Source organism: Nocardioides sp. LHD-245, from assembly GCF_030929495.1.
Classification (GTDB): Bacteria; Actinomycetota; Actinomycetes; order Propionibacteriales; family Nocardioidaceae; genus Nocardioides.
The window spans coordinates 161,768-185,856 of sequence record NZ_JAVFWN010000005.1; the positions used below are offsets into that span (position 1 = coordinate 161,768).

The window sequence follows — 24,089 nt, forward strand, 5'->3', positions numbered from 1 at the left end:
ATGTCGCTCGCGGCGTCAGGCCGGCAGCGTGGCGCACGGCGGCGAAGCCGCACGGCGTGAAGCCCGTGGGGCCGAGCTTGCGAGGCCCCGGGCGGCGAACGCCGTCTGCGACACGCTCGGCCCATCGATCAGACGCGCTCGACGATGGTCGCGATGCCCATGCCGCCGCCGACGCACAGCGTGGCCAGGCCGCGGCGCAGGTCGCGCCGCTCGAGCTCGTCGATCAGGGTGCCGAGGATCATCGCGCCGGTCGCACCGAGCGGGTGGCCCATGGCGATCGCGCCGCCGTTGACGTTGGTGATGTCGTGGCCGATGCCCATGTCGCGCATGAACCTCATCGCGACCGCGGCGAACGCCTCGTTGATCTCGAACAGGTCGATGTCGCCGACCTCGAGGCCGGCCTTGGCCAGTGCCTTGCGGGCGGCGGGGGCCGGGCCGGTCAGCATGATGATCGGATCCGCGCCGGAGACCGCGGTCGCCAGGATCCGGGCGCGTGGGGTGAGGCCGAGGTCCTGGCCGACCTGCTCGTTGCCGATCAGGGTCAGCGCGGCGCCGTCGACGATGCCCGACGAGTTGCCGGCGTGGTGGACGTGGTTGATCTTCTCGACCCAGTGGTACTTCTCGAGCGCCACGTCGTCGAAGCCGGCGTCGGCGCCGAGCTGGGCGAAGGAGGCCTTGAGGCCGGCGAGGCCCTCGACGGAGGTGTCGGGGCGGACCGTCTCGTCGCGGTCGAGGATGGTCAGGCCGCTGATGTCCTTGACCGGCACGATCGCGCCGTCGAAGTAGCCGTTGGCCTGGGCCTTGGCGGCGCGGTGGTGCGACTCGGCGGCGTACGCGTCGACGTCCTCGCGGTTCCAGCCCTCGAGGGTGGCGATCAGGTCGGCGCCGATGCCCTGCGGCACGAAGCCGGCCTTGAAGGCGGTGGCTGGGTCGGACGCCCAGGCACCGCCGTCGGAGCCCATCGGCACCCGGCTCATCGACTCGACGCCACCGGCGACGATCAGGTCCTCGAACCCGCCGCGGACCCGGCCGGCGGCCTGGTTGACGGCCTCCAGGCCGGACGCGCAGAAGCGGTTGAGCTGGACGCCGGCGACGGTGTCCGGCAGGCCGGCGGCGATGGCCGCGGTCTTGGCGATGTCGCCACCCTGGTCGCCGATCGGCGAGACGACACCGAGGATCACGTCGTCGATGCGGTGGGTGTCGAGCCCGGGGTTGCGCTCCTGCACGGCGTCGAGCAGTCCGACGGCGAGGTCGACGGGCTTCACCTCGTGGAGTGAGCCGTTGGCCTTGCCCCGGCCGCGCGGCGTGCGGAGGTGGTCGTACACGAATGCTTCTGCCATGACCGTCCTAGTCCATATGAGGTTTCGTGCCTGGTTCGGCGGTGAAGTACGGCGATCGACGGGCGCGCCGCACCGGGAGGGTGTTCTGGGATCGATTGTGACACTATTACTGTCATGGTCAAGAGCGAGGGGCGGGCGGACGGTGTGACCCACGACGCATCCGCCGAGGACCCGGTGTCCGATCTCCTCACCCTGGAGCAGCTCACCGCGCGGGTCGGACTGACGGTGCGCACGGTGCGCTTCTACACCTCGCGCGGACTGGTCCCCCCGCCGATCCGGCGCGGCAGGTCCGGCTACTACGCGGCGGTCCACATCGCCCGGATCGAGCTCGTGCTCGAGCTGCAGAGCCACGGGTTCACGCTCTCCGCGATCGAGCGCTACGTCGCGGGCATCCCCGAGGACGCCAGCCCCGAGGACATCGCGCTGGCCCGCACCATGCTCGCGCCCTGGCAGTCCGACCTCCCCGTCGAGATGGACCGCGCCCAGCTGGAGAAGAAGGCCGGCCGCACCCTGTCGGCCGAGGACGTCGCCACCCTGCAGGCCCTCGGCGTGCTGCGCGTGCGCGGGGCGTCGTACCTCGTCGCGAGCAACCAGCTCGCGATCGGCGTGCGGCTCCTGGAGCTCGGCTTCCCCCGTGAGGTCGCGGTCGCCGCCGCCGCCGTCTATCAGGAGCACGGCGAGCAGATGGCCAAGGAGCTCTACGAGGTCATCAACGACAAGCTCGCGCCGCTGTACGACGACGCGGCCACGTCCGGGCACTTCCGCGAGATCATGGAGCGCCTCAAGCCGCTCTCGGTCGGCGGCCTGGTGACGGCGTACGAAGCCGCGGTCGCCCGGGCCGCCCGCTCGCCGCGCCGCTCGTCCTGAGCTGACGCCGACCGGCCGGCCGGCCGCCCGCCCCCTGCCCCGCTGTAACACGCTGTAACACGCTGTCCACCCGACTACCCGCCGGGTGTCGGCATGTTCTCGGCGCGCACGGCGTGTCGCGACGTGGACGGCGTGTTACAGCTCGGGCGCGACCGGACCGGCAGCCAGCGCCTCCGCCAGCGCGGCGACCAGCCGCTCCCGGAAGCGCCGCATGCCCGGCTGGTCCGGGAAGGCCAGGTCGGCACCGTGGAACATCCGCGGCTCCACGTGGACCTCGACCGGCACGCCGGCCTCCGCGAGCCGCCGACCGTAGGCGACGACCTCGTCGTGGAAGAGGTCCAGCGCGCCCACGCCCAGCCAGGCCGGAGGCAGAGCCGCGAGGTCGTCTCGCCGGGCGGCGGCAGCGTAGGGCGGCGCGACGCCCGGCCGTGGCCGCGAGCCGAGGTAGGCCCGCCAGGCGAACCCGTTGGACCGCGGCGTCCAGCCCAGGCGGCCGACGCCGGCCGCCGGGCGGCGCAGGGTCGTGCGGTCGTCGAGCATGGGGTAGATGAGGAGCTGGAAGGCGAGGGGCGCCGCGCCGCGGTCGAGGTCGAGGTCGCGCTGCGCCAGCGTCGCCGCCAGGCCGCCGCCCGCGCTCGCGCCGCCGACGGCGATCCGGGCCGGGTCGACCCCCAGCTCGTCAGCCGCGTCGCGCAGGAAGGCGAGGGCGGCCGCGCAGTCGTCGAGCGCCGCCGGGAACGGGTGCTCCGGCGCCAGCCGGTAGTCGACGCTGACCACCACGATGTCCAGCTCCACGGCCAGCCGCCCGCACAGGGCGTGGTCGGCGATCGCCGTACCCGCCACCAGGCCGCCGCCGTGGAGCCACAGCAGGGCGGCGCGGGGGCCGGCCGCCGGCCCGGACGGGCGGTGGACGAAGACGGGTACGCCGTCGGGGTGGTGTGCCTCGACATCGACGCCGGGCGCCGGCTCGCCCGTGTCCGGGTAGAGCCGGCGCAGCAGCGCCAGCTCGCGAGCGCTGCCGATGGTGAACGGCACGAACGCGTTCCACGGGCGCGTCCCCGGCGCCGCCGCGAGGATGGACCGGCACCGCCGGGCCGTCATCACCGCCACGCCGCAGGCCGCACTCCCGGCCAGCCATCGCCGCATCCCGACTCCTCGACCCGTCGCGCCCCCGGGGCATTGTGCCCGAGATCGGCGCGGGCCGGGGTCAGCGACGGCCGGAGCTGAAGCTCGCCGCGCTGTGCCCGCCGCCCGAGGCCGCGCCGGCACCGGCGCCGCGGGAGCGCGACCGGTTGCGGTTGCCGCCGGACTTCGCGCCCGCGGGCTTCGCGCCGCCGGACGGCGCGCCGCCCCGACGGCCGGAACCCTGGCCGGCCGGCTTCGCGGCGGCCGAGTTCCTGGCCGCGGGCTTCTTGCCACCGGAGCGACGCCGGCCGCCGCCGTTGCCGGCCGCCCCGCCGCCACCGTTGCCGCCACCGTTGGACGCGGGGGTCAGGTCGATGCCACCCGGTCGGGTGCGCTCGCCCGGGGCGAGCTCCTGGAGCATCGGGTGGTCCGAGCCGGCGATGCGCGTGGTGGTCGGCGTGATGCCGGCCGCACGGGTCAGGGCGCGGACGTCACCGCGCTGCTCGCTGGTCATCAGGGTGATCACCGTGCCGGCGGCACCGGCCCGCGCCGTACGGCCGGAGCGGTGCAGGTAGGCCTTGTGCTCGGCCGGCGGATCGGCGTGCACGACGAGGGACACGTCGTCGACGTGGATGCCGCGGGCGGCGATGTCGGTCGCGACCAGCGTGGTCGCCGTACCGCTGTGGAAGGCCTCCATGTTGCGGGTGCGCGCGCCCTGGCTGAGGTTGCCGTGCAGGTCGACGGCGGGGACGCCGTTCTTGTTGAGCTGCCGGGCCAGCGCCTTGGCGCCGTGCTTGGTGCGGGTGAAGACGACGGTGCGGCCGGGGGCGCTGACCAGGTCCAGCAGGACGGGCAGCCGCTGCTCGCGCTCGACGTGGAGCACGTGGTGGTCCATCTTCGCGACCGGCGACTGGGCCGAGTCGGCCTCGTGCACGGCCGGGGCGCGCAGGTAGCGCTTGACCAGGACGTCGATCGCGTTGTCGAGCGTCGCGGAGAAGAGCATCCGCTGGCCGCCCTTCGGCGTCTGGTCGAGGAGGCGGCGCACGGCGGGCAGGAAGCCGAGGTCGGCCATGTGGTCGGCCTCGTCGAGCACGGTGATCTGGACGTCGGCGAGACTGCAGTGGCGCTGGCCGATGAGGTCCTCGAGCCGGCCGGGGCAGGCGATCAGGATGTCGACGCCGTCGCGCAGCGCGTTGACCTGCGGGCCCTGGCCGACACCGCCGAAGACGGTGGTCGTGCGCAGTCCGGCCGCCTTGGCGAGCGGGGCGACCGTGGCCGCGATCTGGGAGGCGAGCTCGCGGGTCGGCGCCAGGACGAGGGCGCGCGGGCGCTTGGGGGCCGGCCGGCGCGGCGTACCGTCGGCGATCAGCCGCGCCACCAGGGGCAGGCCGAAGGCGTAGGTCTTGCCGGAGCCGGTGCGGCCGCGGCCGAGCACGTCGCGGCCCTTCAGCGAGTCCGGCAGGGTGGCCGCCTGGATCGGCGTGGGGACGGTGATCTGGTCGGCCGCCAGCACGTCGAGCAGGACAGTGGGCACGCCGAGATCGGCGAAGTCGGAAGTCACGGTGTTTCTCTCCGGAGACCGCTGCGCGCAGGGCGGCGCGATCCCCTCAGGTGGGCGTCTCGCCGTGCTGCCCGTCGGGTGACGAGCGGTGGAGCGGTGCCTCGGGTGAGGGGCGCGACCACGAGATGGAGCAGTGCGGTGCGCCGGGATCCGGGGCAAGACTGGCCGGACCTGTGGTGTCAGCCTAGGGGCAACGGCCGGCCCGAGGTGAATCGACGGGCCGGTCGGCGGCGTGGGATGCGCCACGCCGGCCGGAGGTGCTCACCCGTCGAGCTGCACCGCGGCGCCACGCTCGATCAGGCCGTCGACGTCCTCGACGCCCCAGGCCGCGAGCGCCTCGCGGGTGTGAGCGCCGGCGCCGGCGGCCGGCGGGTGCGAGAGCGTGGCCTTCGTACGGGAGAAGCGCGGCGCGGGCTGGGGCTGCACGATCCCCTCGTGCTCGACGAAGACCTCGCGGGCCTTGATGTGCGGGTGGTCCGGGGCCTCGCTCATCCGCAGCACCGGCGCGACACAGGCGTCGGTGCCGTCGAAGATCGCGCACCACTCGGCGCGGGTCTTGGTCTTGAAGGTCGCGGTGAGCAGGTCACGCAGCTCGTCGGTCTTGGCGAGGTCGAACCGGTCCGGCGCGGTGTCCTTGATGCCGAGCAGGTCGACGAACAGCTCGTAGAACTGCGGCTCCAGCGCACCCACCGACATGTGCTCGCCGTCGGCGGTCTCGTAGATGTCGTAGTACGGCGCGCCGCCGTCGAGCAGGTTGGCGGACCGCTCCTCCTTGAACCCGCCACCGGCGAGGAAGGCCGACGTCATCGCGTTGAGGCTGGCAGTGCCGTCGACGATCGCGGCGTCGACCACCTGCCCCCTGCCCGACGCCTTCGCCTCGACGACCGCGGCCAGGATGCCGATGACGAGGTACGTCGAGCCGCCGCCGAAGTCACCCACCAGGTTGGCCGGGAACTGGGGCTTGTCCTTGACCTGCCCCAGCCCGTGGAGGGTGCCGGTGATGGCGATGTAGTTCATGTCGTGGCCGGCGGCCTGTGCCCAGGGGCCGTCCTGGCCCCAGCCGGTCATCCGGCCGTAGACCAGCCGCGGATTGCGGGCGTGACACTCGTCGGGACCGAACCCGAGCCGCTCCGCGACGCCGGGCCGCATGCCCTCGACCAGGACGTCGGCCTGCTCGACCAGGTCGAGCACCGTGGCGACGGCCTCGGGGTCCTTGAGGTTGAGCGCGACGCTCGGGCGTCCGCGGTTGAGCAGGTCGTGCGAGCCACCCGTCAGCATCTGCCCGCCGGGCCGCTCGACCCGGATCACGTCCGCACCCAGGTCGGCGAGGATCATGCAGGCGTGCGGGCTCGGCCCGATGCCCGCGATCTCGACGACCTTGAGGCCCTGGAGCGGACCGGTTCCCTGACCCAGCGCGAACGTCATGCGCGCATCATGGCACGGATCGTGACAGCAGTGGTGTCACGGTTGGCTACCGTCCAGTAGGAGCGCTGCCGAGGCTGCGGCCCTTTCCGCCGCGCCGACGTATTGCCGCCACGCGAACGCACCACCGACGGAAGTCAACTGCGCGCGCGGCAGCGTGGCGCGAGGAACGAGCGACGCGCTCGCGCCTAACCAGGATTGACGATCTTGGCCAGCTCGAAGTGCATGGGGTCGGTGTAGGCCCAGTCGCCGCCCCAGGCGAAGCCCCACTTCTTGAAGATCGCGACGACGACCCGATCCATCTGGCCGACCGTGCCGCGCTGGTTGCCGGGCACGTTGAGGTCGAGCGCCAGGCCGAAGGAGTGGTTGGAGAGCTGGGTGGAGCCGGCGATGAAGCGCGGGTAGTAGCAGCCGGCGTACTGCCCGGGGTCGATCTTGTCGCCCAGGCCGCTCGTCTGGATCTCGCCGAGGGCCGCCTTGAGCTGCGGCATCATGAACTTGTTGCAGGTGACCGTGCCGAGGATCGGCACCGCCTCGGTCACGATGTGGGCGCTGACCCAGGCCGGGTCCGGCGCGATCCGGCCGCCGCCGATGGGCGTGTAGCGGAAGACGCCCACGGCGTCGCTGAACGCACCGACCGGGATCGCCTGCTGGTAGGTGTCCAGGTCGAGTCCCTCCTGCGCGACGATGTCGAGGGCGCTGATGGAGAAGCGGGTCTCGCCGAAGGTCTTCTCGATCTTCTCCCGCACCACCTTGGGGGACGAGATGCCGGTGTTGATCAGCACCGCATTGCGCTCGGGCAGCCGGAGCTCCTCACCCCAGCTCTCGTTGACCACCGCGTCGATGCCGTCGACGCCACCGGGTGACCACGAGCCGACGTGGATCTTCTGCTCCTCGACGTCGAGGTAGCCGTTGCCGTCGATCGGCAGGTCCTGCTGCAACCGGTCGGCGACCGCGATCTCGCCGCCGGCCACGCGGTCCCACTGCGGCTGGAAGGAGGCTGCTTCGGGGCCGGTGAACCGGCGGTACTCGCCCGGGTCGACGGCGGCGATGTTGAACACCTTGCTCTCCACCGTGAACTGGCCGTAGGAGAGTCGGGTGTACGCCGCCACGCCCGGCCGACCGCGCACCGTGACGCCGGTGATAGTGGCGAGGTCCTCGGGCGAGATCGTGTCCTCCGCGACGAGGAGGAGGTCGTCGCCGTACTGCTTGCCGTCGAACGCGCCCGGCGGATCGACCGCGTGCGCGGGGTCGGCGACGGCGGCGGTCGGGGCGTCGGTCGTGCTGGCCGCAGCCTCGCTGGGATCGGCCGTGGCGTCCTTCTCGGCACCCTCCTCGGGGGAGCCGCAGGCGGTGAGGGCGAGGAGGGCAGCGGCAGCCGCGAGCCCGACCGTCGGCCGGGCCGTCAGGGCGCGTCGCACCAACCCCATGGTCCCTTCCCTCCGCCGGTCCGACCGGCAGTCCTCCCGAGGCGAGGGTAATACGTCGCCGTTCAGCTGCGGTCGGATCCGACGGATCCGGCCTGCCGCGCGCCACCGGTCGGATCCGACCGCAGGACGTGTTCGGCGATCCAGGCGATGTCGTCGGCGGTGCGCGCCGGGGCGGCCGAGGGCTGCATGACATGGCTCAGCACCAGCCGCACCACCATGTCGATGCTCGCGTCGAGCCGGTCGGGAGCCAGCTTGACGTCGTACGCCGCGACGCGGTCGGCGACCACGAGCTTGGCGCCCTCCAGGAGGTGGTCGGCATGGGTGGTCAGCAGCGGCAGCAGCTCGGTGTCGGCGCCGTGGGTGGCGGACACGACAGCATGCAGCAGCGCGTTGTCCTCGGCGTACTTGAGCACCCGGCGCGCCGAGTCGCGGATCGCCGCGATCAGGTCGTCGGGATTCTCGTCGAACGAACGGGTCACACCGGCCAGGAAGCGGTCCAGCTCGCGCAGCACCATCGCCTCGGCGAGGTCGCCCTTGGTGCCGATCTCGTTGTAGACCGTCTGCCGGCTGACGCCGACGTTGTCGGCCAGCCGCGCCATCGTCACCTTCGCCCACCCCGCGGCGGTGGTGAGCTCCACGGCCGCCTCGATCAGGCGATCGCGCAGGGTCGGGGTGGCCACGCCGGTCAGCGTAGCCATCCGCTCCACCAGCGCCCGCGATCGATCGGCGAGGAGGGACATCGCGGCCCGACTCACCCCTCGAGCGTGAGCGCGAGCACCGGGCACGCCTGCACGGCGGCGTACACGTGCGCCCGGTCGCTCTCCGGCGGGGTGTCGTCCAGGACGGTGACCTTGTCCTCGTCCTCGTCCACCTCGAAGTAGTCGTTGGCCATGGCCTCGCACATGCCGAGGCCCTCGCACCTGTCGATGTCGACGGAGATCTTCACGACGCTAGGCTCCGATCTTCTCGGGGTCGAAGGGGACGAAGTCGATCTTCTCGCGGACACCGCAGTCGGGGCAGCACCACTCGTCGGGGATGTCGGCCCAGGGGGTGCCGGCGGCGAAGCCCTCGTGCTCGTCCCCCGCGGCGACCTCGTAGACATAGGAGCAGCCGGGGCACTTCGCGGCGAGCACCTCGCCGACGAACCTCTGCGCGAACAGGTCCTCCTTGTGCACGTCGTGCACGGCCGGCGGCGGGAACCTGCGCAGGTACTTCGCCTCCTTGCCCGGCTTGATGTTCGCCAGGGTGACGTCGCCGTCGAGGTGCTCGACCACCCGGTGGTCCATCACCCTGCGCCACAGTGGCGGGAAGAGCGCGATCGTCAGCATGCCGGCGTACCCGGTCGGCAGGGCCGGGGACTCCTTGAAGTCGCGCAGCGTCTGGTAGCGCCGCGTGGGGTTGGCGTGGTGGTCGCTGTGGCGCTGCAGGTGGTAGAGGAAGATGTTGGTGACGATATTGTTGCTGTTCCAGCTGTGCATCGGCAGGACCCGCTCGTAGCGCTGCTTCTCACCGACCTTCTGGCGCTTCATGCCGTAGTGCTCGAGGTAGTTGATGATCTCCAGCAGCGAGAAGCCGAACACGATCGTGATGAGGGCGTACGGCGCGATGCTCCAGCCGTAGAGCGCGAACATCGCGCCGTAGAGGACCGCGGACATCAGCCAGGCGTTGAGCACGTCGTTGCCGATGCGGAAGGGGTGCGTCCCCTTGCGGCGGTAGCGCTTGGCCTCGACCTCCCAACCGGACTTCAGCGAGCCGCTGACCGTGCGCGGCCAGAACTCCCAGAAGGACTCGCCGAGACGGCTGGACGCGGGGTCCTCGGGCGTGGCGACGCGGACGTGGTGGCCACGGTTGTGCTCGATGTAGAAGTGGCCGTAGAACGTCGGCGCGAGCGCGATCTTCGACAGCCAGCGCTCGACCTCCTCCTTCTTGTGGCCGAGCTCATGGGCGGTGTTGATCGCGATGCCCTGGACGCCGGCGATGGACACGGCGAGGAAGACCTTCTCGTACCAGGTCATCGAGACCTCACGCACGAGCGCGGCGCCGAGGTTGTCGCTGACCCAGCTGGCCGCCCCGACCAGGTCGGTGAACCAGGCGATCGGGTTGGTGCCGGCGATCAGCGCGAAACCCGCGAAGAGGATGAGGAACTGCAGCGGGATGTACAGGTAGACGACCCAGCGGTAGTACCTGTCGTTCTCGAGCTGCTCCATCACGTCGTCCGGCGGGTTCGACGGGTCCAGGCCGAAGGCGAGGTCGAGCAGCGGGATGAGGACGTTGACGAGGATCGGCCCGGCCAGCAGCAGCCACACCCAGTCGGTGTAGAGCCAGGCGACCACCGCCGTGATGCCGAGACCGGGCACCATCAGGCCGAGCAGCCACAGGTACCGCTTCTTGTCCCTCCACTGCTCGGTGGATCCCTCGGGAACGGTCGCACCGACCGTCGATCCGGTCATCTCTTGCCTCCTTGCGCTCGGCAGCACTGCCGCTTGACAAGAAGGTAGGACTTGTAAAGCCGTTTGACAAGAGCAGTCGGCTTGTAAAGTGGCCGCGGCCACACTTCTGGACCGCTTCCCTCGCTTCCTGACCGTTGCTCAGGCCAGGAAGCGAGGGAATCACCGCTTCAGCGGCGATCCCTGCTTCGTCCGCACCGGCAGTCGCTCGAACCCCCGCAGCACCCGGGTCCCCCGGCGCTCGGGCCGGCCGGCGACGTGGAGGTCGGGATAGCGCTCGTAGAGCGCCCGCAGCGCGACCGCGGTCTCCAGCCGGGCCAGGCTGGCGCCCAGGCAGAAGTGCACGCCGGCCGAGAAGGCGACGTGCTGGTCGGCGTTCGGCCGGGTCACGTCGAACGCACCCGGGTCGGCGAAGACCGCCGGGTCGCGGTTGGCACCACCGAGGTAGAGCAGGATGCCGTGGCCGGGCTCGAACCTCTTGCCCGCCACCTCGGTCTCGCGCAGCGCGATCCGCAGGGTCAGCTGCACCGGCGACTGGTGCCGCAGCACCTCGTCGACCGCATTGCCCCAGCCGTCCGGGTTCTCCTGCAGCCAGCGCAGCTGGTCGGGATGCCCGTCGAGCATCGCGACCGCGTTGCCGATCAGGTTCACGGTCGTCTCGAAGCCGGCGGCCAGGACGAGCAGGCCGACCTGGTGCAGCTCGACCGGGTCGAGGCGGTCCTCGCCCTTGAGCAGGGTCAGCTGGCTGATCAGGTCGTCGCCGGGGTCGGCGGAGATCCGCTCCACGTGGCCCCGGAACCAGGTGTGCATCTCGCGCAGCGCCCGCTCCGCGCGGCGGAACTCGCGCCAGGGGAGGCCGGGGTCGAGGGTCACCGCGGCCGCGTTGCCGAGCTCGAGGAGCCGGCCCCGGTCGTCCTCGGGTACGCCGAGGAGGTCGGCGATCACCGTGACGGGCAGCTGGGAGGCGTAACGGTCGATGAGGTCGAAGTCCTCGGCCCCGGCGAGGTCGGCGAGCAGGTCTTCGGCGACGTCGGCGACCCGGTCGCCCATCCGACCCACCTTGCGGGCGGTGAAGGCGCGGGCGACCTGCTTGCGGTAGCGGGTGTGCAGCGGCGGATCAACCGCCAGCATCGACGGCGGGTCGACCGGGCCCAGGGTGTCGGGGTCAATCACCTTGTGGTGCAGCCACTGCAGGGGCTTGGGCAGCTCGCCCTGCCCACCGGCGGTGCCGAACGCCTCACTGCGCAGCACCTCGTTGCACACCGCGTGGTCGACGCTCGCCGAGATCAGGTCGTTGGCGGCGATCGGGCCCCGGGCACGCAGCTGCTCGTACGCCGGGAAGGGGTCCACCCGCAGGGCGGGGTCCATCACCATCCGGCTGATCAGGTCGCCCTTGCGGGCACCGCGCTGGATCAGCGCGCGCTGGAGCCCGTGCGCCAGCACCCAGGAGGCGAAGGAGCGCGGCAGGTCGACGGCGCGTGCGAGATCAGGCGACCGCATGCGACGTACCCAACCCGTCGGCGGAGCCCGTGTCCAGTGATCCGCCGGCCGGCTCGTCCAGCACCCGCAGCACCCCGCGGGCACGCTCGGCCAGCAGGCGGCGCTGCTCCTCCAGCACCCGCTCCGGCAGATGGGTGTCGAGCTGGGCGCTCACGGCCAGCCGCCAGCGGTAACGGAGCGCGGCCCGCAGACCGTCGCGGTCGCCGAAGATCTCGGCGAGCTCGCCGGTCCAGGGCAGCTCGGGCCGCTCGGCCCCCCACAGCTCCTGCTCGACGGCCCGCAGCGCCTGCCAACGGCGGTGGGTCTCGGTCCAGGTCATCGTCCTCACCGATCTCTCTGTCGTGGTGCGAGGGATGGTTCGACGGTAGGCGGCCGGGCCGGTGTCCGGCATCGGCCGACGGCAGGACCCGGGTGTCCTACCAGGGGAGGAGACGACGGCCTCCCGTCGCGGGATGACCCGGCGCGCCGGGCTCCCTACGCTGGGGTCATGCTGCGCTGGCTGCGCGCCGGGATCGAGGCGAACCTCGACCGGCACCAGATCCTCTACCCGTGGTGGGTGCCGCTGGCCTCCCACCTCGGGCAGGTGGCGTCGCTGCTGGTCGCCCTCGCCCTGCGCGACGCCCTGTGGCCGCTCGACCCGCTGGTGCTCTGCCTGCCGCTGCTGATCGCGTCTCCGCTCGTCCAGTTCACCACCAACCGCTGGCTGCCGTGGTGGATGGACGTCGCGGGCAGCGTGACCGCGGCCGCGCTGCTGCTGTCCCGCCCGGTGGACGGCGCCCTCGACCTGGCGCCGGTCCTACTCGCCCTCGCCACGGCCGAGATCACCGCCCGCGACGGGCTGCGCGAGGGGCTCGCCGTGGCCGGCATCGGGCAGGTCGTGCTCATCGGCGCCGCGCTCGGCCCAGGCCTGACCGGCGCCCCGCTCTACACCGCCGAGCTGCTGCTGGGCTTCGTCATCGGCGCGATGCTGCTGTGGCAGATGCGCGCCCTGATCGCCGAACGGCGGGCCCGGGAGCAGGCGTGGGAGCGGGCGACGACGGCCGAGCGGGAGCGGATCGCCCGCGACATCCACGACCTCGTCGCGCACTCCCTCAGTGTCTCGCTGCTCCAGATCACCGGCGCCCGGCACGCCCTGCGCGACGTACGCGAGGCGACCGGGCCGGAGGAGACCGCGGAGGCGGTCGCCGAGGTCGACGCCGCACTCGCCGACGCCGAGCAGGTCGGCCGCCGCGCCATGGGCGACATCCGGCGGGCCGTGAGCGCCCTGGCCGACGGCACCTCCGATCGCCACGCCCTGCCGAGCGGCGCCGACATCGCCGCCCTGGTGCGGGAGATGGCCGACGCCGGCCTCGCCGTGGAGTACGACGAGCAGGGCGATCCCGCCGCGCTGCCGGCCGCCGCCGGGCTCGGCCTCTACCGGATCGCGCAGGAGTCGCTGGCCAACGTGGTCAAGCACGCCGGCCCCGACGCGCGCGTGCGGGTGCGGTTCTCGGTGACCGGGGCCCGCGCCCGGCTGCGGATCACCAACCCCCTGCCCACCGGGCGGCCCCGTCCCGACGGACTCGGCTCCGGACTCGCCGGCATGCAGGCGCGGGCGGCCCAGCTCGGCGCCCGGCTCGACACCGGCCCGGCGGACGGCGACTGGGTGGTCGACGTACGACTGGGCGGGCCGGTGCGGTCCGGCCTCGAGCTGCCCTGCGGGCACACCCTGTGGAAGGCGGAGACCGCGTGACCATCCCCCAGACCGACCCCGTGCTGAAGGTGGTCCTCGTCGACGACCAGGAGCTGGTCCGCTCCGGGCTGCGCCGGATCCTGCGCCGGCGCGACGGCTTCGAGATCGTCGCCGAGTGTGCCGACGGCGGCGAGGTGCCCGCGACCCTCGCCGGCCTCGGGCCGGCGGGCGTCGACGTGATCGTCATGGACCTGCGGATGCGGCGCGTCGACGGGATCACCGCCACCCGGGCCGTCGTCGATGCCAGCGGCCCGCCGGTGCTCGTGCTCACCACGTTCGACGACGACGAGATGCTGTCGGGCGCGCTGCGGGCGGGCGCGGCGGGGTTCCTGCTCAAGGACTCCTCGGCCGACGACCTGATCCGTGCGGTCCGCACCGTCGCCCAGGGCGGCAGCTGGCTCGACCCGGCCGTCACCGGCCGGGTCCTCGACCGGTTCCGGACCTTCGCCCCCGTCCCGGTCGCGGCCGCCCCCGGCGCCGTCGATCCGCTCACCGCCCGCGAGCTCGAGGTGCTCCGGGCGATGGCCCTGGGCCGCAGCAACGGCGAGATCGCCGCCGAGCTGGTGATCTCCGAGCTGACGGTGAAGAGCCATGTCGGGCGGATCTTCACCAAGCTCGGGCTGCGCGACCGCCCGGCCGCGATCGTGTACGCCTATGACCACGGCCTGGTCGCTCCCGGCCGGGCCTAGAAGCGGCCGACCGCCTCCCAGAAGGCGGTGTCGGGCTTCTCCATGATCCGGTAGTCGAAGAACGACCCGTCGGTGAAGGAGATCCGGGCGACGGTCACCCCGCCCTGGGCCTTCTTGCCGGTGTCGGCGATCGACGCGACCGACGCCCGCGGCACACTCGCGACGTGGTCGGGCGGGGTCGACGTACCGGTCATGCCGAAGTCCCACAGCGACAGGCCGCGGTCGGAGAGCACCAGCACGTGCAGGTCGGCGGCCCGCGGCAGGTCGCGGGCGACGGTGCCGTCGTCGCCGCCGACGTGGCGCGCCCCGGACACCGCGGTCGAGGCGGCCTCGACCGCCTTGCCGAGCAGCTTGTTGGGTCCCGAGGCCACGCCGCCGCCGCGCTCGAAGGCGCTGGCGACGACGCGGGCATGACCGATCACCTGGTGACCCGGCTCGATCTTCGCGATCTCCTCCGCGATGTCGATGTCGGGGCCGGTGAAGGCGGCCTTGACCTTGTCGAGGAAGCCCATGCTCAGGCTCCCGCGCTGGTGCCGTCGAGCGCCGGCGGGTCCTGTGCGACGACACCGGCGGCCCCGCCGACCGACTTCTTGATCAGCGCCTCGAGATCGAGGCCGGTGGAGGTCTTCAGCATCTGCAGGGTCTGGGTGACGTTGTCGGTGACCTGCTTGGGCAGCGCGCCGGCTCCGTCGGTGGAGAGCACCGTGAGCTGGTCGATCGCGGCGATCGGGGCGGCGACCTCCTTCGCGATCTGCGGGAGCACCTCGATCAGCATCTGGAGCACGGCGGCGTCGTTGTAGTGGGCGAACGCCTCGGCGCGCTTGTCCATCGCCTCCGCCTCGGCCTGGCCGATCGCGAGGGTCGCGGCGGCCTGCGCCTCACCCTCGGCCCGGGTGGCGTCGGCCTCGGCCAGACGACGGCCCTTCTCGGCCTCACCACGCTTGAGACCCTCGATCGCCTCGGCCTCGGCGAGCGCCGCACGCCGCGCCTTCTCGGCCTCACCGCTGAGCTTGGTCTCCTCCGCCTTGGCCTGCGCGGCCGCGATGGTGGCGGCCTTGCGGGCGTCAGCCGCCGCGATCTCCGACGTACGCCGGGCCTCGGCCTCCTGCTCGACGCGGTAACGCTCGGCGTCGGCCGGCTTGCGGACCTGGGTCTCGAGCTGGCGCTCGGTCAGCGCCGCCTGCTGAACGGCGACCTTCTCCTGCTCGGCGAAGATCGCCTGGTCGCGCTCGGCCTGGGCCAGCGGGCCCGACGCGGCTGCCTGCGCCGAGGCCGCGTCGGTCTCGGCCTTGATCTCGGCCTGCTTGAGCGCGAGCGTGCGCTGGGCGATGGCGATCTCCTGCTCCGCGGCGATCTGGGCCTGCTCGGCGGCCTGCCGGGCGTTGGCCTCGGCGATCGCGGCGGCCTGCTGGATGCGGGCGGCCTCGGGCCGGCCGAGGTCGGCGAGGTAGGTGCCGTCGTCGGTGACGTCCTGGATCTGGAAGGCGTCGAGGATCAGGCCCTGGCCGGTCAGCGAGGACTCCGACTCGTCGGCCACGCGCTGCGCGAAGGCGGCGCGGTCGCGGATGATCTGCTCGACGGTCAGGCCACCGACGATCGAGCGCAGAGCTCCGGCGAGCACCTCCTGGGTGAAGGTCTCGATGTCACCCTGCTGGCTGAGGAAGCGCTGGGCACCGAGCCTGATCTGGTCGGCGTTGCCGCCGACCTTGACGATCGCGACGCCGTCGAGGTTGAGCTTGATGCCCTGCCCGGACACGGCGCCGCGGATCTGCACCGAGATCCGGCGGCTCGACAGGTCCATCGTGGCGAGCTTCTGGACGAACGGGATGACGAAGACGCCACCACCGAGCACGACCTTCTGGCCGGACAGATCGGTGGTCAGCTCGCCGGTCTCGGGGTTGATCACCGCCTTGCCCTTGCGGCCGGTGACGATGAAGGCCTGGTTGGGACCGGCCACCTTGTAGCGACTGGTGACCAGCAGCACGAGGAGGACCAGCAGGACCACGATGCCGGCGACCGGCACCAGGACGTCGGTGTTCACAGCGATGACTTCCGTTCTTCCTTGGGGAATGGGGTGGGGAGAAGGAGGGACCCGCGCCTCACGGCTGCCAGATCTCGGTGACGCTCACGGCGGTCGGCGAGAGCACACCGGTCACGTTGACCTCGGTGCCGGCCTCGATCGGCTGGTGGGCGGTGGCGTTGAGGCGCAGCGGGTGTCCGCCGACGACGACCCGCACGACGCCGTACCCCTCGCCGGGGATGTCGGTGACGACCGTCGCGACCAGGCCCACACTGTCACTGATCGACACCGTGCCGTCGCTGGGGCTGTCCTTGAGCGTCCGGGTCAGCCACCACGCGAACCAGCCGACCACCAGGCCGCAGCCCGCGCCGATGGCGAGGGAGGCGGGGAGGGGCAGGCCGGCGCCGTCGGAGGCCGCGCCGCCGAACCCGAAGGCGGACACGAATCCGCCGATCACGGCCGAGGAGATCCAGTCGGCCTCGAGTGCGCCGAACGCGCCGTCGAGGAGGTCCCCGGCGAGCAGGGACACCGCGAGCAGGACGAGCCCGGCGATGCCGAGGACGAGGAAGACGGTCACGTGGGCTCCGGAGACGCAGGGACTGGCTCTGGATCGTATCCGGCGAGCCTTCCGTCAAACCGCCGAGCCGTCGCCCCCGACCAGCCGGGCCAGGCCGTCGAGGATCAGGTCGAGGCCGAAACCGAACTCGCTGGTGTGGTCGTAGCCCGGCTGCAGGGCGTGGCTGACGATCAGCTCGGCTAGGTGCGGGTAGTCGCCCTCGGGCATCGTCTCCATCATCGCGGCGGCGATGTCCTCGACCTCGGCCGGCGAGTCGAACGGGAGATTCACCTCGGTCACCACGAAGCCGTAGACGTAGGCGTCGATCACGGAGAAGGCGTGCGCCGCATCGGCCACCGAGAAGCCGCCCGCGCGCAGGCTGCCGAGGACGGCGTCGTGGTGGCGCAGCAGCGCCGGGCCCGGGGCGCTGCGCGACTCGATGAGGCCGACCGCCCAGGAGTGGCCGGCCAGCCGGTCCCGGGCCGACGCGGCTCGCCGGTACATCGCCGTGCGCCACGGCTCGCCGGGCTCGGGCAGGTCGATGCCCGCGAAGACCCACTCGACGAGGGCGTCGAGCAGCGCCTCCTTGCCGGCGACGTGGTGGTAGAGCGACATGGCCTCGACGCCGAGCGCCTTGCCGACGTTGCGCATGCTCACGGCACCCAGGCCGCTGCGGTCGGCGACCTCGACCGCCGCGGCGACGATCCGGTCGGGCGAGAGCGGAGTCCGGAGGCGGGGCACCCCCGGCACTTTACACCTGTAAGTCCGCGTGCTAGCTTCCTTACATGCGTAAGGTTTGTGTGGTCGGCGGCTCCGGCAAGCTCGGCCGCTACCTGATCGGCCACTGCCTCGACCGCGGGTACGACGTCGTCGCGGTCTGCCGCGAGAAGAGCGTCGGCAAGCTCGCCGATCTGGCCGACCGGATCACGATCGTGCCCGGTCCGACCGACGACCCGGCCGTGATCGCCCGTGCGGTCGCCGGCTGCGACGGCGTGCTCACGGTCCTGGTGCCGTTCGGCCTGCGCGGCTATGCGAGCGGCACCGCGCAGGCGGTGCTCGACCACGCCGAACCCGGCGCGCGCCTGGTGTTCTCCTGCGGATGGCACATCACCCGCGGCGACGGCGACCGCTACACCCGCCGGTTCCGGCTCATGGTGCGCGCCGTGACCGTCGCGGCCCGGGCGATCCGGTTCGCCGACATCGACGACCAGGTCCGCGCCTGCGACCGGGTCTTCGCCAGCGACACAGCTTGGACCGTGGTCCGGGGCAGCGACCTGGAGGAGGGCCCGCCCGAGGGTCTCCCGGTGTGGGCGCGCCACGTGGGCGACCCCCTGCTGGAGAGCAACCTGACCCGACGTACCGACTTCGCGCTGTTCATGGTCGCGGCCCTCGACGACGAGCGGCTGCTCCGGGAGGCACCGGCGATCGTCGGTCGCGGGACGGCGTCCGCGCGCCGTCACCCGGCGGCGTGACGGCCGTCACAAAGTTGCACCACCTTGGGAGAGAGTGCAAAGATGCACTCCATGCCCGAGTTGTGCAGTCCCACCCGTCGCGAGGCGAAGCGCGTCCAGACCGCGCTCCGGCTCCAGCAGTGCGGGCTGCAGCTGACCCTCGAGAAGGGCTTCGACGGCTGGACGATCGACGACCTCGCCGTCGCGGCCGACGTATCGCGCCGGACCGTGTTCAACTACTTCGACGGCAAGGCCGACGTCATCCTCGGTCCCGGCATCGAGGTGGACCAGGCGAGTATCGACGCCTTCATCGCGGGCGGGCCGACCGGCCGGCTCTTCGAGGACCTGATCGCCCTGGCCCACGAAGCGGTCCGGGAGCGGGCCGACGGACACATGATCACCCTGCTCCGTGAGGCCGTGGTCACCGACACCCGGCTGCTGGCCCTCGTCCACACCCGCCTCGAGGAGGCTGCTGCCGGATTCGCCGAGTGCGTGTGCCAGCGCGAGGGCGACGACTTCCCGCCCCAGCAGTCCCGGCTGCTGCTGAAGCTGCTGCTCACCTTCTTCGACAACGCCCTGGACCGGACGGCGGCGGATCCCGGCCGGACCTTCACCGAGCACTTCGACGCGACGGTCGCCGACGCCCGCAGCGCTCTCGCCTGACCTGCCGCACCACCGCTCCACCCGCAGCACCCGTCCCTCACCCCTGACCTGTGCCGGAGACCCCGGTCGCAGTCCATCCCACCAGGAGACCTGACATGGCCCGCCTGCTCTACCGCATCGGCTCGACCGCCTACCGGCGGTGGCCGTTCTTCATCGCCGGATGGCTGCTGCTCGCCGTCATCGTCGGCAGCCTCGCCGCTGCCTTCTCCAAGCCGATGACCGACTCCTTCTCCATCCCGGGCATCCCGTCGGAGAAGGCGGCGGACATCCAGCAGGAGCTGTTCCCCGAGTCCGGCGACGCCTTCGACGACGCCTCGGTCAACATCGTGGTCGCGGCGCCGGAGGGGCACACCCTGTCCGAGCCGCGCTACCAGACCGCGATCCAGCAGCTCATCGAGCAGGTGCCGACGCTGCCCCAGGCCGGCACCGAGAACCCCGGCCTGGTCGTCCCGGCGGCGGCGCCCGAGGGCACGCCCGCGGCGTTCTCGACGCTCTCCGACGACGGCCGGATCGGCACCCTGACGTTCGAATGGGACGTCGACTCCCCCGCCGATCTGAAGACGACGTCGGTCGACGAGCTCGAGGAGCTGCTGAAGGACACCACCGACGAGACCGGCCTGGTCGCGCAGGCCAACGGTCCCGGCATGGCCGTCATGGCACCGCCCGGCGGCACCGCCGAGCTGATCGGACTCGGCATCGCGCTGATCGTCCTCGTGCTCACCTTCGGCTCGCTGATGGCGGCCGGCATGCCGCTGCTCAACGCGGTCTTCGGCGTCGGCCTCGGCATGGTCGGCATCACCGCGATGACCGCGGTGATGGACATCGGCTCCAGCACGCCCATGCTGGCCACGATGATCGGCCTCGCCGTCGGCATCGACTACACCCTGTTCATCCTGGCCCGCTACCGCACCGAGCTGCACCACACCGACGACCGTGCCCACGCCGCCGGCATCGCCGTCGGTACGGCGGGCTCCGCGGTCGTCTTCGCCGGGCTCACCGTGCTCATCGCGCTCTCCGCCCTGGCCGTCGTGCAGATCCCGTTCCTGACGGCGATGGGCCTCGCGGCCGCCGCCACCGTGCTGATCGCGGTGCTGGTCGCGCTGACCCTGCTGCCCGCGCTGCTCGGCCTGACCAAGTCGAAGGCCTTCGCCGGGCGGGTGCGCAAGTACGACCCGAAGCGCGACGAGCACGGCCGGATCCACAACAACGGCGTCCGCTGGGCGCGGATGCTCGCCAAGGCGCCGGTCGCCTGGGTGCTCGGCGTCGTCGTCCTGCTGGGTGCGCTGGCCGCGCCGATCACGCAGATGTACCTCGCCTTCCCGACCGACAGCACCGCCCCGACCGACACCACCCAGCGCCAGGCGTCGGACCTGATGACCGAGGCGTTCGGCCCCGGCCGTGAGGGTCCGCTGCTTGTGGTCGTCGACGGTCGTGCCATCGCGAGCGACGACAGCCGGCAGGCCGCCTTCGACCAGGTCGTCGCCTGGGCCGCGGGTCAGGACGACGTCGAGAGCGCCGACCTGGTCGCCACCAACGCCCCGCTCGACGCGGACGGCGCGCCCACCGGCACCGGTACCGGCGCGATGATCCAGATCGTCCCGTCGTCCGGACCGGACGAGCCGGAGACCCTCGACCTGCTCGAGGCACTGCGCGACGGACAGGGCACGATCGAGGACCGCACCGACACGGTCGTCGGCGTCACCGGCCTGACCGCGATCACGACCGACGTCTCCGACCGGCTAAACGGCGCGCTGCCGATCTATCTCGCCGTGGTGATCGGCCTGGCGTTCGTACTGCTGGTGCTGGTGTTCCGCTCGATCCTGGTCCCGCTGACCGCCACCCTGGGCTTCCTGCTCTCGGTGCTCGCGACGCTGGGCGCGACGGTCGCGATCTTCCAGGAGGGCGCGTTCGGGATCTTCGAGGGCCAGCCGATCGTGAGCTTCATGCCGATCTTCCTGATCGGCGTGGTCTTCGGCCTCGCGATGGACTACCAGGTCTTCCTGGTCACCCGGATGCGGGAGGCCCACGTCCACGGGCTGCCCATGCACGAGGCCGTCGTCGACGGCTTCCGCAACAGCGCCCGGGTCGTCACCGCGGCCGCCTCGATCATGATCGCGGTGTTCTCGGGCTTCATCCTCGAGGACGACGCGGTGGTCAAGTCGATGGGCTTCGCGCTGGCGGCGTCGATCATCTTCGACGCCTTCATCGTCCGGATGGTGCTCATCCCCTCGGTGCTCTACCTGCTCGGCGACAAGGCCTGGTGGCTGCCCGCCTGGCTGGACCGGATCCTGCCGAACGTCGACGTCGAGGGTGAGTCGCTCGAGCGTGACTCCGCCCCGGTGCACGTCGGCGGCGACCTGGACGAGGACAAGCAGCTGGCCGGGGTCTGATCGACCCGTCGCACCTGAACACCGCAGAGCCACCGACCCGGCGCGTTTGAACGCGCCGGGTCGGTGGCTTTTCGGAGCGACACGCTCGGAGCGATCGGCCGGCAGCGTTGCGTCCCGCGCGCAGCGCATCGAGGGAGCCCGCGGTCCGAGCGGAGCGAGCGACCGTGCGGTGCCCTCGATCGGGCGACACGCTCGGCCCAAACGATCAGCCGGCAGCGTGGCGTCCCGCGCGCAGCGCATCGAGGGAGCCCGCGGTCCGAGCGGAGCGAGCGACCGTGCGGTGCCCTCGATCGGGCGACACGCTCGGCCCAAACGATCAGCCGGCAGCGTGGCGTCCCGCGCGCAGCGCATCGAGGGAGCCCGCGGTCCGAGCGGAGCGAGCGACCGTGCGGTGCCCTCGATCGGGCGACACGCTCGGCCCAAACGATCAGCCGAGGGCCTTCTCGATGTCGCCGGACATCTTGGCCGGCTCGGTGGTGGGGGCGTAGCGGTCGAGCACCTGGCCGTCACGGCCGAGCAGGAACTTCGTGAAGTTCCACTTGATGGCCCCGCCGATCAGCCCGCCCTGCTCCTTCTTGAGCCACTGGTAGAGCGGGTGCGCCTCCTTGCCGTTGACATCGACCTTGGCGAACATCGGGAACGAGACCCCGTAGTTGCGCTCGCAGAAGGCGGCGATCTCGTCCTCGGAGCCGGGCTCCTGGTGGGCGAACTGGTCGCAGGGGAAGCCGAGGACGGTGAAGCCGCGCTCGCCGTAGGTGTCGTACAGCTCCTGCAGGCCCTGGTACTGCGGCGTGAAGCCGCACTTGGAGGCCGTGTTGACGACCAGGACGACCGAGCCGTCGTACGACGACAGGTCGATCTCCTGGCCGTCGATCGCGGTGGCCTTGAAGTCGTGGAGGGACGTCATGCCTGCAGTCTGGCACGCAGCACCCGGGCCTGCAGGAGGACGAAGGAGCCCACGACGACGGCCTGGGCGACGACCCAGGCGCGTCCCGCGGGGTCGAGGTCCAGCGCTCCGGTGACCGCCACGTCCAGAGAGGCGATCACCCACAGGGCATTGGCGACGACGATCACCCAGCCGGCGCGGGCCGAGCGCGGCGAGCGCGCGTACAGGGCGACTCCCGCGGCGTAGGCGAGCAGGAAGACGCCGACGGCGCGCCAGGTGGCGGCGTCACCGCCCAGCAGGTCGACCAGCAGGCCGGCGGCCGCGAGGTAGACGAGCCCGTTGGCGCCGGTCACGACGGCATCGGCCCCGAACCAGAGACGGCGGGACGCGAGGGCGGGGCGGGCGACGGGCTGGGTGACGGTGGTGGTCATGGTGGTCCTCCTCGATGGGTTCGACTTACCCGAACCCTCGCCCCACGGGGGGTCGGCGGACCATGACCTCCAAGGTCATGCCCGGCGGTCAGTCCTCCCGGCCGGGCTGCGGCGCGACCGTCGGGCCCGACGGCGCCAGCCCGGGCCAGGCCTCGCCCCAGCGGGTGAACGCGGTCTCTTCCAGCGGCCGGCGGCGGCGGACCCGGTGGTCGCGCTCCGCGTCCCGCTCGGGTACGTCGACCGGGTCGCCCCGCCGGCCGACGGCGATCGCCGCGACGACCCGCGCGTGCGGAGGTACGCCGAGCGCAGCCGCGACCCCGTCATGGTCGAAGCCCGCGAACTGGTGGGCGTGCAGGCCCATCGCGCGGGCCTGCAGGGTGAGGTGCGCGGACGCCTGCCCGACATCGTGGGCCGGGATGGTCGGGTCGCCCGGCTCCTCGCCCTCCTCGGCGAGGACGGCGACGGAGATGAGCACCGCCGAGGCTCGCGGGACCCAGCCGGAGTTGCCCCGCGACAGGTGCCGCACCAGCACGTCGTGCGTGGCGCTGCCCCGGACCGCGACGAGATAGCGCCAGGGCTGCCGATTGCCGGCGCTCGGCGCCCACTGCGCCGCCTCGAGCAGCCGGGTGACCTGCTGGTCGTCGAGCACGTGGTGGTCGTCGAAGACGCTCGGGCTCCAGCGGGAGTGCAGCGGCTCGGCGATGTCGACCGGGTTCATGGGTCGAGTATCGCGATCCCGTGGCCGCGCCTCTCAGCCGCCCGCGGCGAGGAGCGGGGGAGTCCGCGTCTCGTACTCAGCCACCGCCAGCTCGCCGGCGCGCTTGATGTGGGCGGCACACGCCTCGCGCGCGTCAGCCGGGTGCCGGCGGACCGCGGCGGCGTCGACGATGCGGCGCAGCTCGTCGAGCGAGAGCCGGACCCGCTCGTCGTCGGTGAAGGCGAAGTGGCGGAACATGCCGATGCGCAGGTGGAGCCGCTCCAGGTTCTCGCGGAGCACAGCGTTCTCGGCCCCGGTCAGCATCCGCTCGTAGAACTCGTCCTTGAGCGCCACGCGGGCCGCGAGGTCGCCGGGCAGGAACTCGCGGTCCATCCGCTGGAGGTGGGCGGCCAGTCCGCCGGCCTGCTCGGCGGTGGCCCGGGCGGCGAAGCACTCCCCCATCAGGCCCTCGAGGCAGGCGCGTACCTCGTACAGGGCGATGATGTCGCAGCGCGTGAGCAGCGTGACGATCGCGCCCCGGTTGGGCAGCAGGGTGATCAGCCCCTCGGACTCGAGCTGCCGCAGCGCCTCGCGCACCACCGTGCGGGACACGCCGTAACGCTCGCACAGCATCGGCTCGGCCAACCGCTGCCCGGGCCGCAGCTCGAGCTGGACGATGTCCTGGCGGACGGCCCGGACGACCTCCTGGCGTACGGGTGCGGCCGGGACCGTGATCATCGCTGTCCTCCCGAATGTGACGACCTGCACGCGCGGGTCTTGATCGTATGACGGTATGACGATTATCGTGACTGTCGTCACGGCTGTCCATCTCGGACCGCGCCACCCGCTCCGAAAGCGGAGGCCGGACGCCTGGACGCAGCG

24 protein-coding genes are annotated in these 24,089 nt (G+C 72.2%); 6 read left to right on the forward strand and 18 right to left on the reverse strand.

Annotation, left to right across the window (positions count from 1 at the left end; genetic code table 11):
• Positions 1–128 precede the first annotated feature (128 nt).
• Entirely contained in the window at positions 129–1,340 is a 1,212-nt protein-coding gene (locus RB608_RS09765; protein ID WP_308087646.1) for an acetyl-CoA C-acetyltransferase, read from the reverse strand.
• A 114-nt stretch (positions 1,341–1,454) separates the two neighbouring features.
• Between RB608_RS09765 and RB608_RS09770 the strand changes: the two genes are divergently transcribed.
• Positions 1,455–2,207, forward strand: coding sequence for a MerR family transcriptional regulator (locus tag RB608_RS09770; protein ID WP_308087647.1), 753 nt, complete (start codon positions 1,455–1,457; stop codon positions 2,205–2,207).
• Between the two features lie 135 nt (positions 2,208–2,342).
• On the opposite strand, the gene RB608_RS09775 is transcribed toward RB608_RS09770, so the two are convergent.
• The 9 genes from RB608_RS09775 to RB608_RS09815 all read right to left on the reverse strand — a co-directional run bounded on the left by RB608_RS09775 (position 2,343) and on the right by RB608_RS09815 (position 12,011).
• Positions 2,343–3,353: an alpha/beta hydrolase fold domain-containing protein gene (locus RB608_RS09775; protein ID WP_308087649.1), complete on the reverse strand. Its 1,011-nt coding sequence runs from the start codon at positions 3,351–3,353 to the stop codon at positions 2,343–2,345.
• 61 nt (positions 3,354–3,414) lie between these two features.
• Complete coding sequence (locus RB608_RS09780) at positions 3,415–4,893, reverse strand: DEAD/DEAH box helicase (protein ID WP_308087650.1); 1,479 nt, start codon at positions 4,891–4,893, stop codon at positions 3,415–3,417.
• Positions 4,894–5,154: 261 nt separating this feature from the next.
• Positions 5,155–6,318, reverse strand: a complete 1,164-nt coding sequence (locus tag RB608_RS09785) for a CaiB/BaiF CoA-transferase family protein (RefSeq protein WP_308087651.1) — start codon at positions 6,316–6,318, stop codon at positions 5,155–5,157.
• Positions 6,319–6,503: 185 nt separating this feature from the next.
• Entirely contained in the window at positions 6,504–7,745 is a 1,242-nt protein-coding gene (locus tag RB608_RS09790) for a M15 family metallopeptidase (RefSeq protein WP_308087652.1), read from the reverse strand.
• Positions 7,746–7,807: 62 nt separating this feature from the next.
• Positions 7,808–8,425 (reverse strand): TetR family transcriptional regulator, encoded by a 618-nt coding sequence (locus RB608_RS09795; RefSeq protein ID WP_308087653.1) that lies wholly within the window; start codon positions 8,423–8,425, stop codon positions 7,808–7,810.
• Positions 8,426–8,496: 71 nt separating this feature from the next.
• Complete coding sequence (locus RB608_RS09800) at positions 8,497–8,691, reverse strand: ferredoxin (protein ID WP_308087654.1); 195 nt, start codon at positions 8,689–8,691, stop codon at positions 8,497–8,499.
• Between the two features lie 4 nt (positions 8,692–8,695).
• Complete coding sequence (locus RB608_RS09805) at positions 8,696–10,195, reverse strand: fatty acid desaturase (protein ID WP_308087655.1); 1,500 nt, start codon at positions 10,193–10,195, stop codon at positions 8,696–8,698.
• Positions 10,196–10,354: 159 nt separating this feature from the next.
• Positions 10,355–11,692, reverse strand: a complete 1,338-nt coding sequence (locus RB608_RS09810; RefSeq protein WP_308087656.1) for a cytochrome P450 — start codon at positions 11,690–11,692, stop codon at positions 10,355–10,357.
• Positions 11,679–12,011 (reverse strand): hypothetical protein, encoded by a 333-nt coding sequence (locus RB608_RS09815; protein ID WP_308087657.1) that lies wholly within the window; start codon positions 12,009–12,011, stop codon positions 11,679–11,681. Before RB608_RS09815 ends, RB608_RS09810 begins: the two co-directional genes overlap by 14 nt.
• 168 nt (positions 12,012–12,179) lie before the next feature.
• On the opposite strand from RB608_RS09815, the gene RB608_RS09820 reads away from it, so the two are divergent.
• Both RB608_RS09820 and RB608_RS09825 read left to right on the forward strand, forming a co-directional pair.
• Complete coding sequence (locus tag RB608_RS09820) at positions 12,180–13,424, forward strand: histidine kinase (protein ID WP_308087659.1); 1,245 nt, start codon at positions 12,180–12,182, stop codon at positions 13,422–13,424.
• Positions 13,421–14,113, forward strand: coding sequence for a response regulator transcription factor (locus tag RB608_RS09825; RefSeq protein WP_308087660.1), 693 nt, complete (start codon positions 13,421–13,423; stop codon positions 14,111–14,113). The genes RB608_RS09820 and RB608_RS09825 overlap by 4 nt, the downstream gene beginning before the upstream one ends.
• On the opposite strand, the gene RB608_RS09830 is transcribed toward RB608_RS09825, so the two are convergent.
• The 4 genes from RB608_RS09830 to RB608_RS09845 are packed head-to-tail and all read right to left on the reverse strand — an operon-like array spanning position 14,110 to position 17,430.
• The gene (locus RB608_RS09830) at positions 14,110–14,625 is read right to left on the reverse strand and encodes a hypothetical protein (protein ID WP_308087662.1); all 516 of its coding nucleotides are present in this window, start codon (positions 14,623–14,625) and stop codon (positions 14,110–14,112) included. The two genes, RB608_RS09825 and RB608_RS09830, sit on opposite strands and share 4 nt — an antisense overlap.
• A 2-nt stretch (positions 14,626–14,627) precedes the next feature.
• Positions 14,628–16,154, reverse strand: coding sequence for an SPFH domain-containing protein (locus RB608_RS09835; protein WP_308087663.1), 1,527 nt, complete (start codon positions 16,152–16,154; stop codon positions 14,628–14,630).
• Between the two features lie 58 nt (positions 16,155–16,212).
• Positions 16,213–16,710, reverse strand: a complete 498-nt coding sequence (locus tag RB608_RS09840) for a hypothetical protein (RefSeq protein ID WP_308087664.1) — start codon at positions 16,708–16,710, stop codon at positions 16,213–16,215.
• Between the two features lie 54 nt (positions 16,711–16,764).
• Positions 16,765–17,430 (reverse strand): TetR/AcrR family transcriptional regulator, encoded by a 666-nt coding sequence (locus tag RB608_RS09845; protein WP_308087665.1) that lies wholly within the window; start codon positions 17,428–17,430, stop codon positions 16,765–16,767.
• A gap of 44 nt (positions 17,431–17,474) precedes the next feature.
• On the opposite strand from RB608_RS09845, the gene RB608_RS09850 reads away from it, so the two are divergent.
• The 3 genes from RB608_RS09850 (at position 17,475) to RB608_RS09860 (ending at position 21,193) form a co-directional block, all read left to right on the forward strand.
• Positions 17,475–18,161, forward strand: coding sequence for an NAD(P)H-binding protein (locus tag RB608_RS09850; protein ID WP_308087666.1), 687 nt, complete (start codon positions 17,475–17,477; stop codon positions 18,159–18,161).
• Positions 18,162–18,203: 42 nt separating this feature from the next.
• Positions 18,204–18,803, forward strand: coding sequence for a TetR family transcriptional regulator (locus RB608_RS09855; RefSeq protein WP_308087667.1), 600 nt, complete (start codon positions 18,204–18,206; stop codon positions 18,801–18,803).
• A gap of 95 nt (positions 18,804–18,898) precedes the next feature.
• Positions 18,899–21,193, forward strand: a complete 2,295-nt coding sequence (locus RB608_RS09860; protein ID WP_308087668.1) for an MMPL family transporter — start codon at positions 18,899–18,901, stop codon at positions 21,191–21,193.
• 427 nt (positions 21,194–21,620) lie between these two features.
• Here the strand turns inward: RB608_RS09860 and RB608_RS09865 are convergent, their stop codons facing one another.
• The 4 genes from RB608_RS09865 to RB608_RS09880 form a co-directional block, all read right to left on the reverse strand.
• Entirely contained in the window at positions 21,621–22,100 is a 480-nt protein-coding gene (locus RB608_RS09865; RefSeq protein ID WP_308087669.1) for a glutathione peroxidase, read from the reverse strand.
• Positions 22,097–22,510: a hypothetical protein gene (locus RB608_RS09870; protein ID WP_308087670.1), complete on the reverse strand. Its 414-nt coding sequence runs from the start codon at positions 22,508–22,510 to the stop codon at positions 22,097–22,099. Before RB608_RS09870 ends, RB608_RS09865 begins: the two co-directional genes overlap by 4 nt.
• Positions 22,511–22,598: 88 nt before the next feature.
• Positions 22,599–23,228 (reverse strand): nitroreductase family protein, encoded by a 630-nt coding sequence (locus tag RB608_RS09875; RefSeq protein ID WP_308087672.1) that lies wholly within the window; start codon positions 23,226–23,228, stop codon positions 22,599–22,601.
• 33 nt (positions 23,229–23,261) lie between these two features.
• Positions 23,262–23,945, reverse strand: a complete 684-nt coding sequence (locus RB608_RS09880) for a GntR family transcriptional regulator (protein ID WP_308087673.1) — start codon at positions 23,943–23,945, stop codon at positions 23,262–23,264.
• Positions 23,946–24,089: the final 144 nt, after the last annotated feature.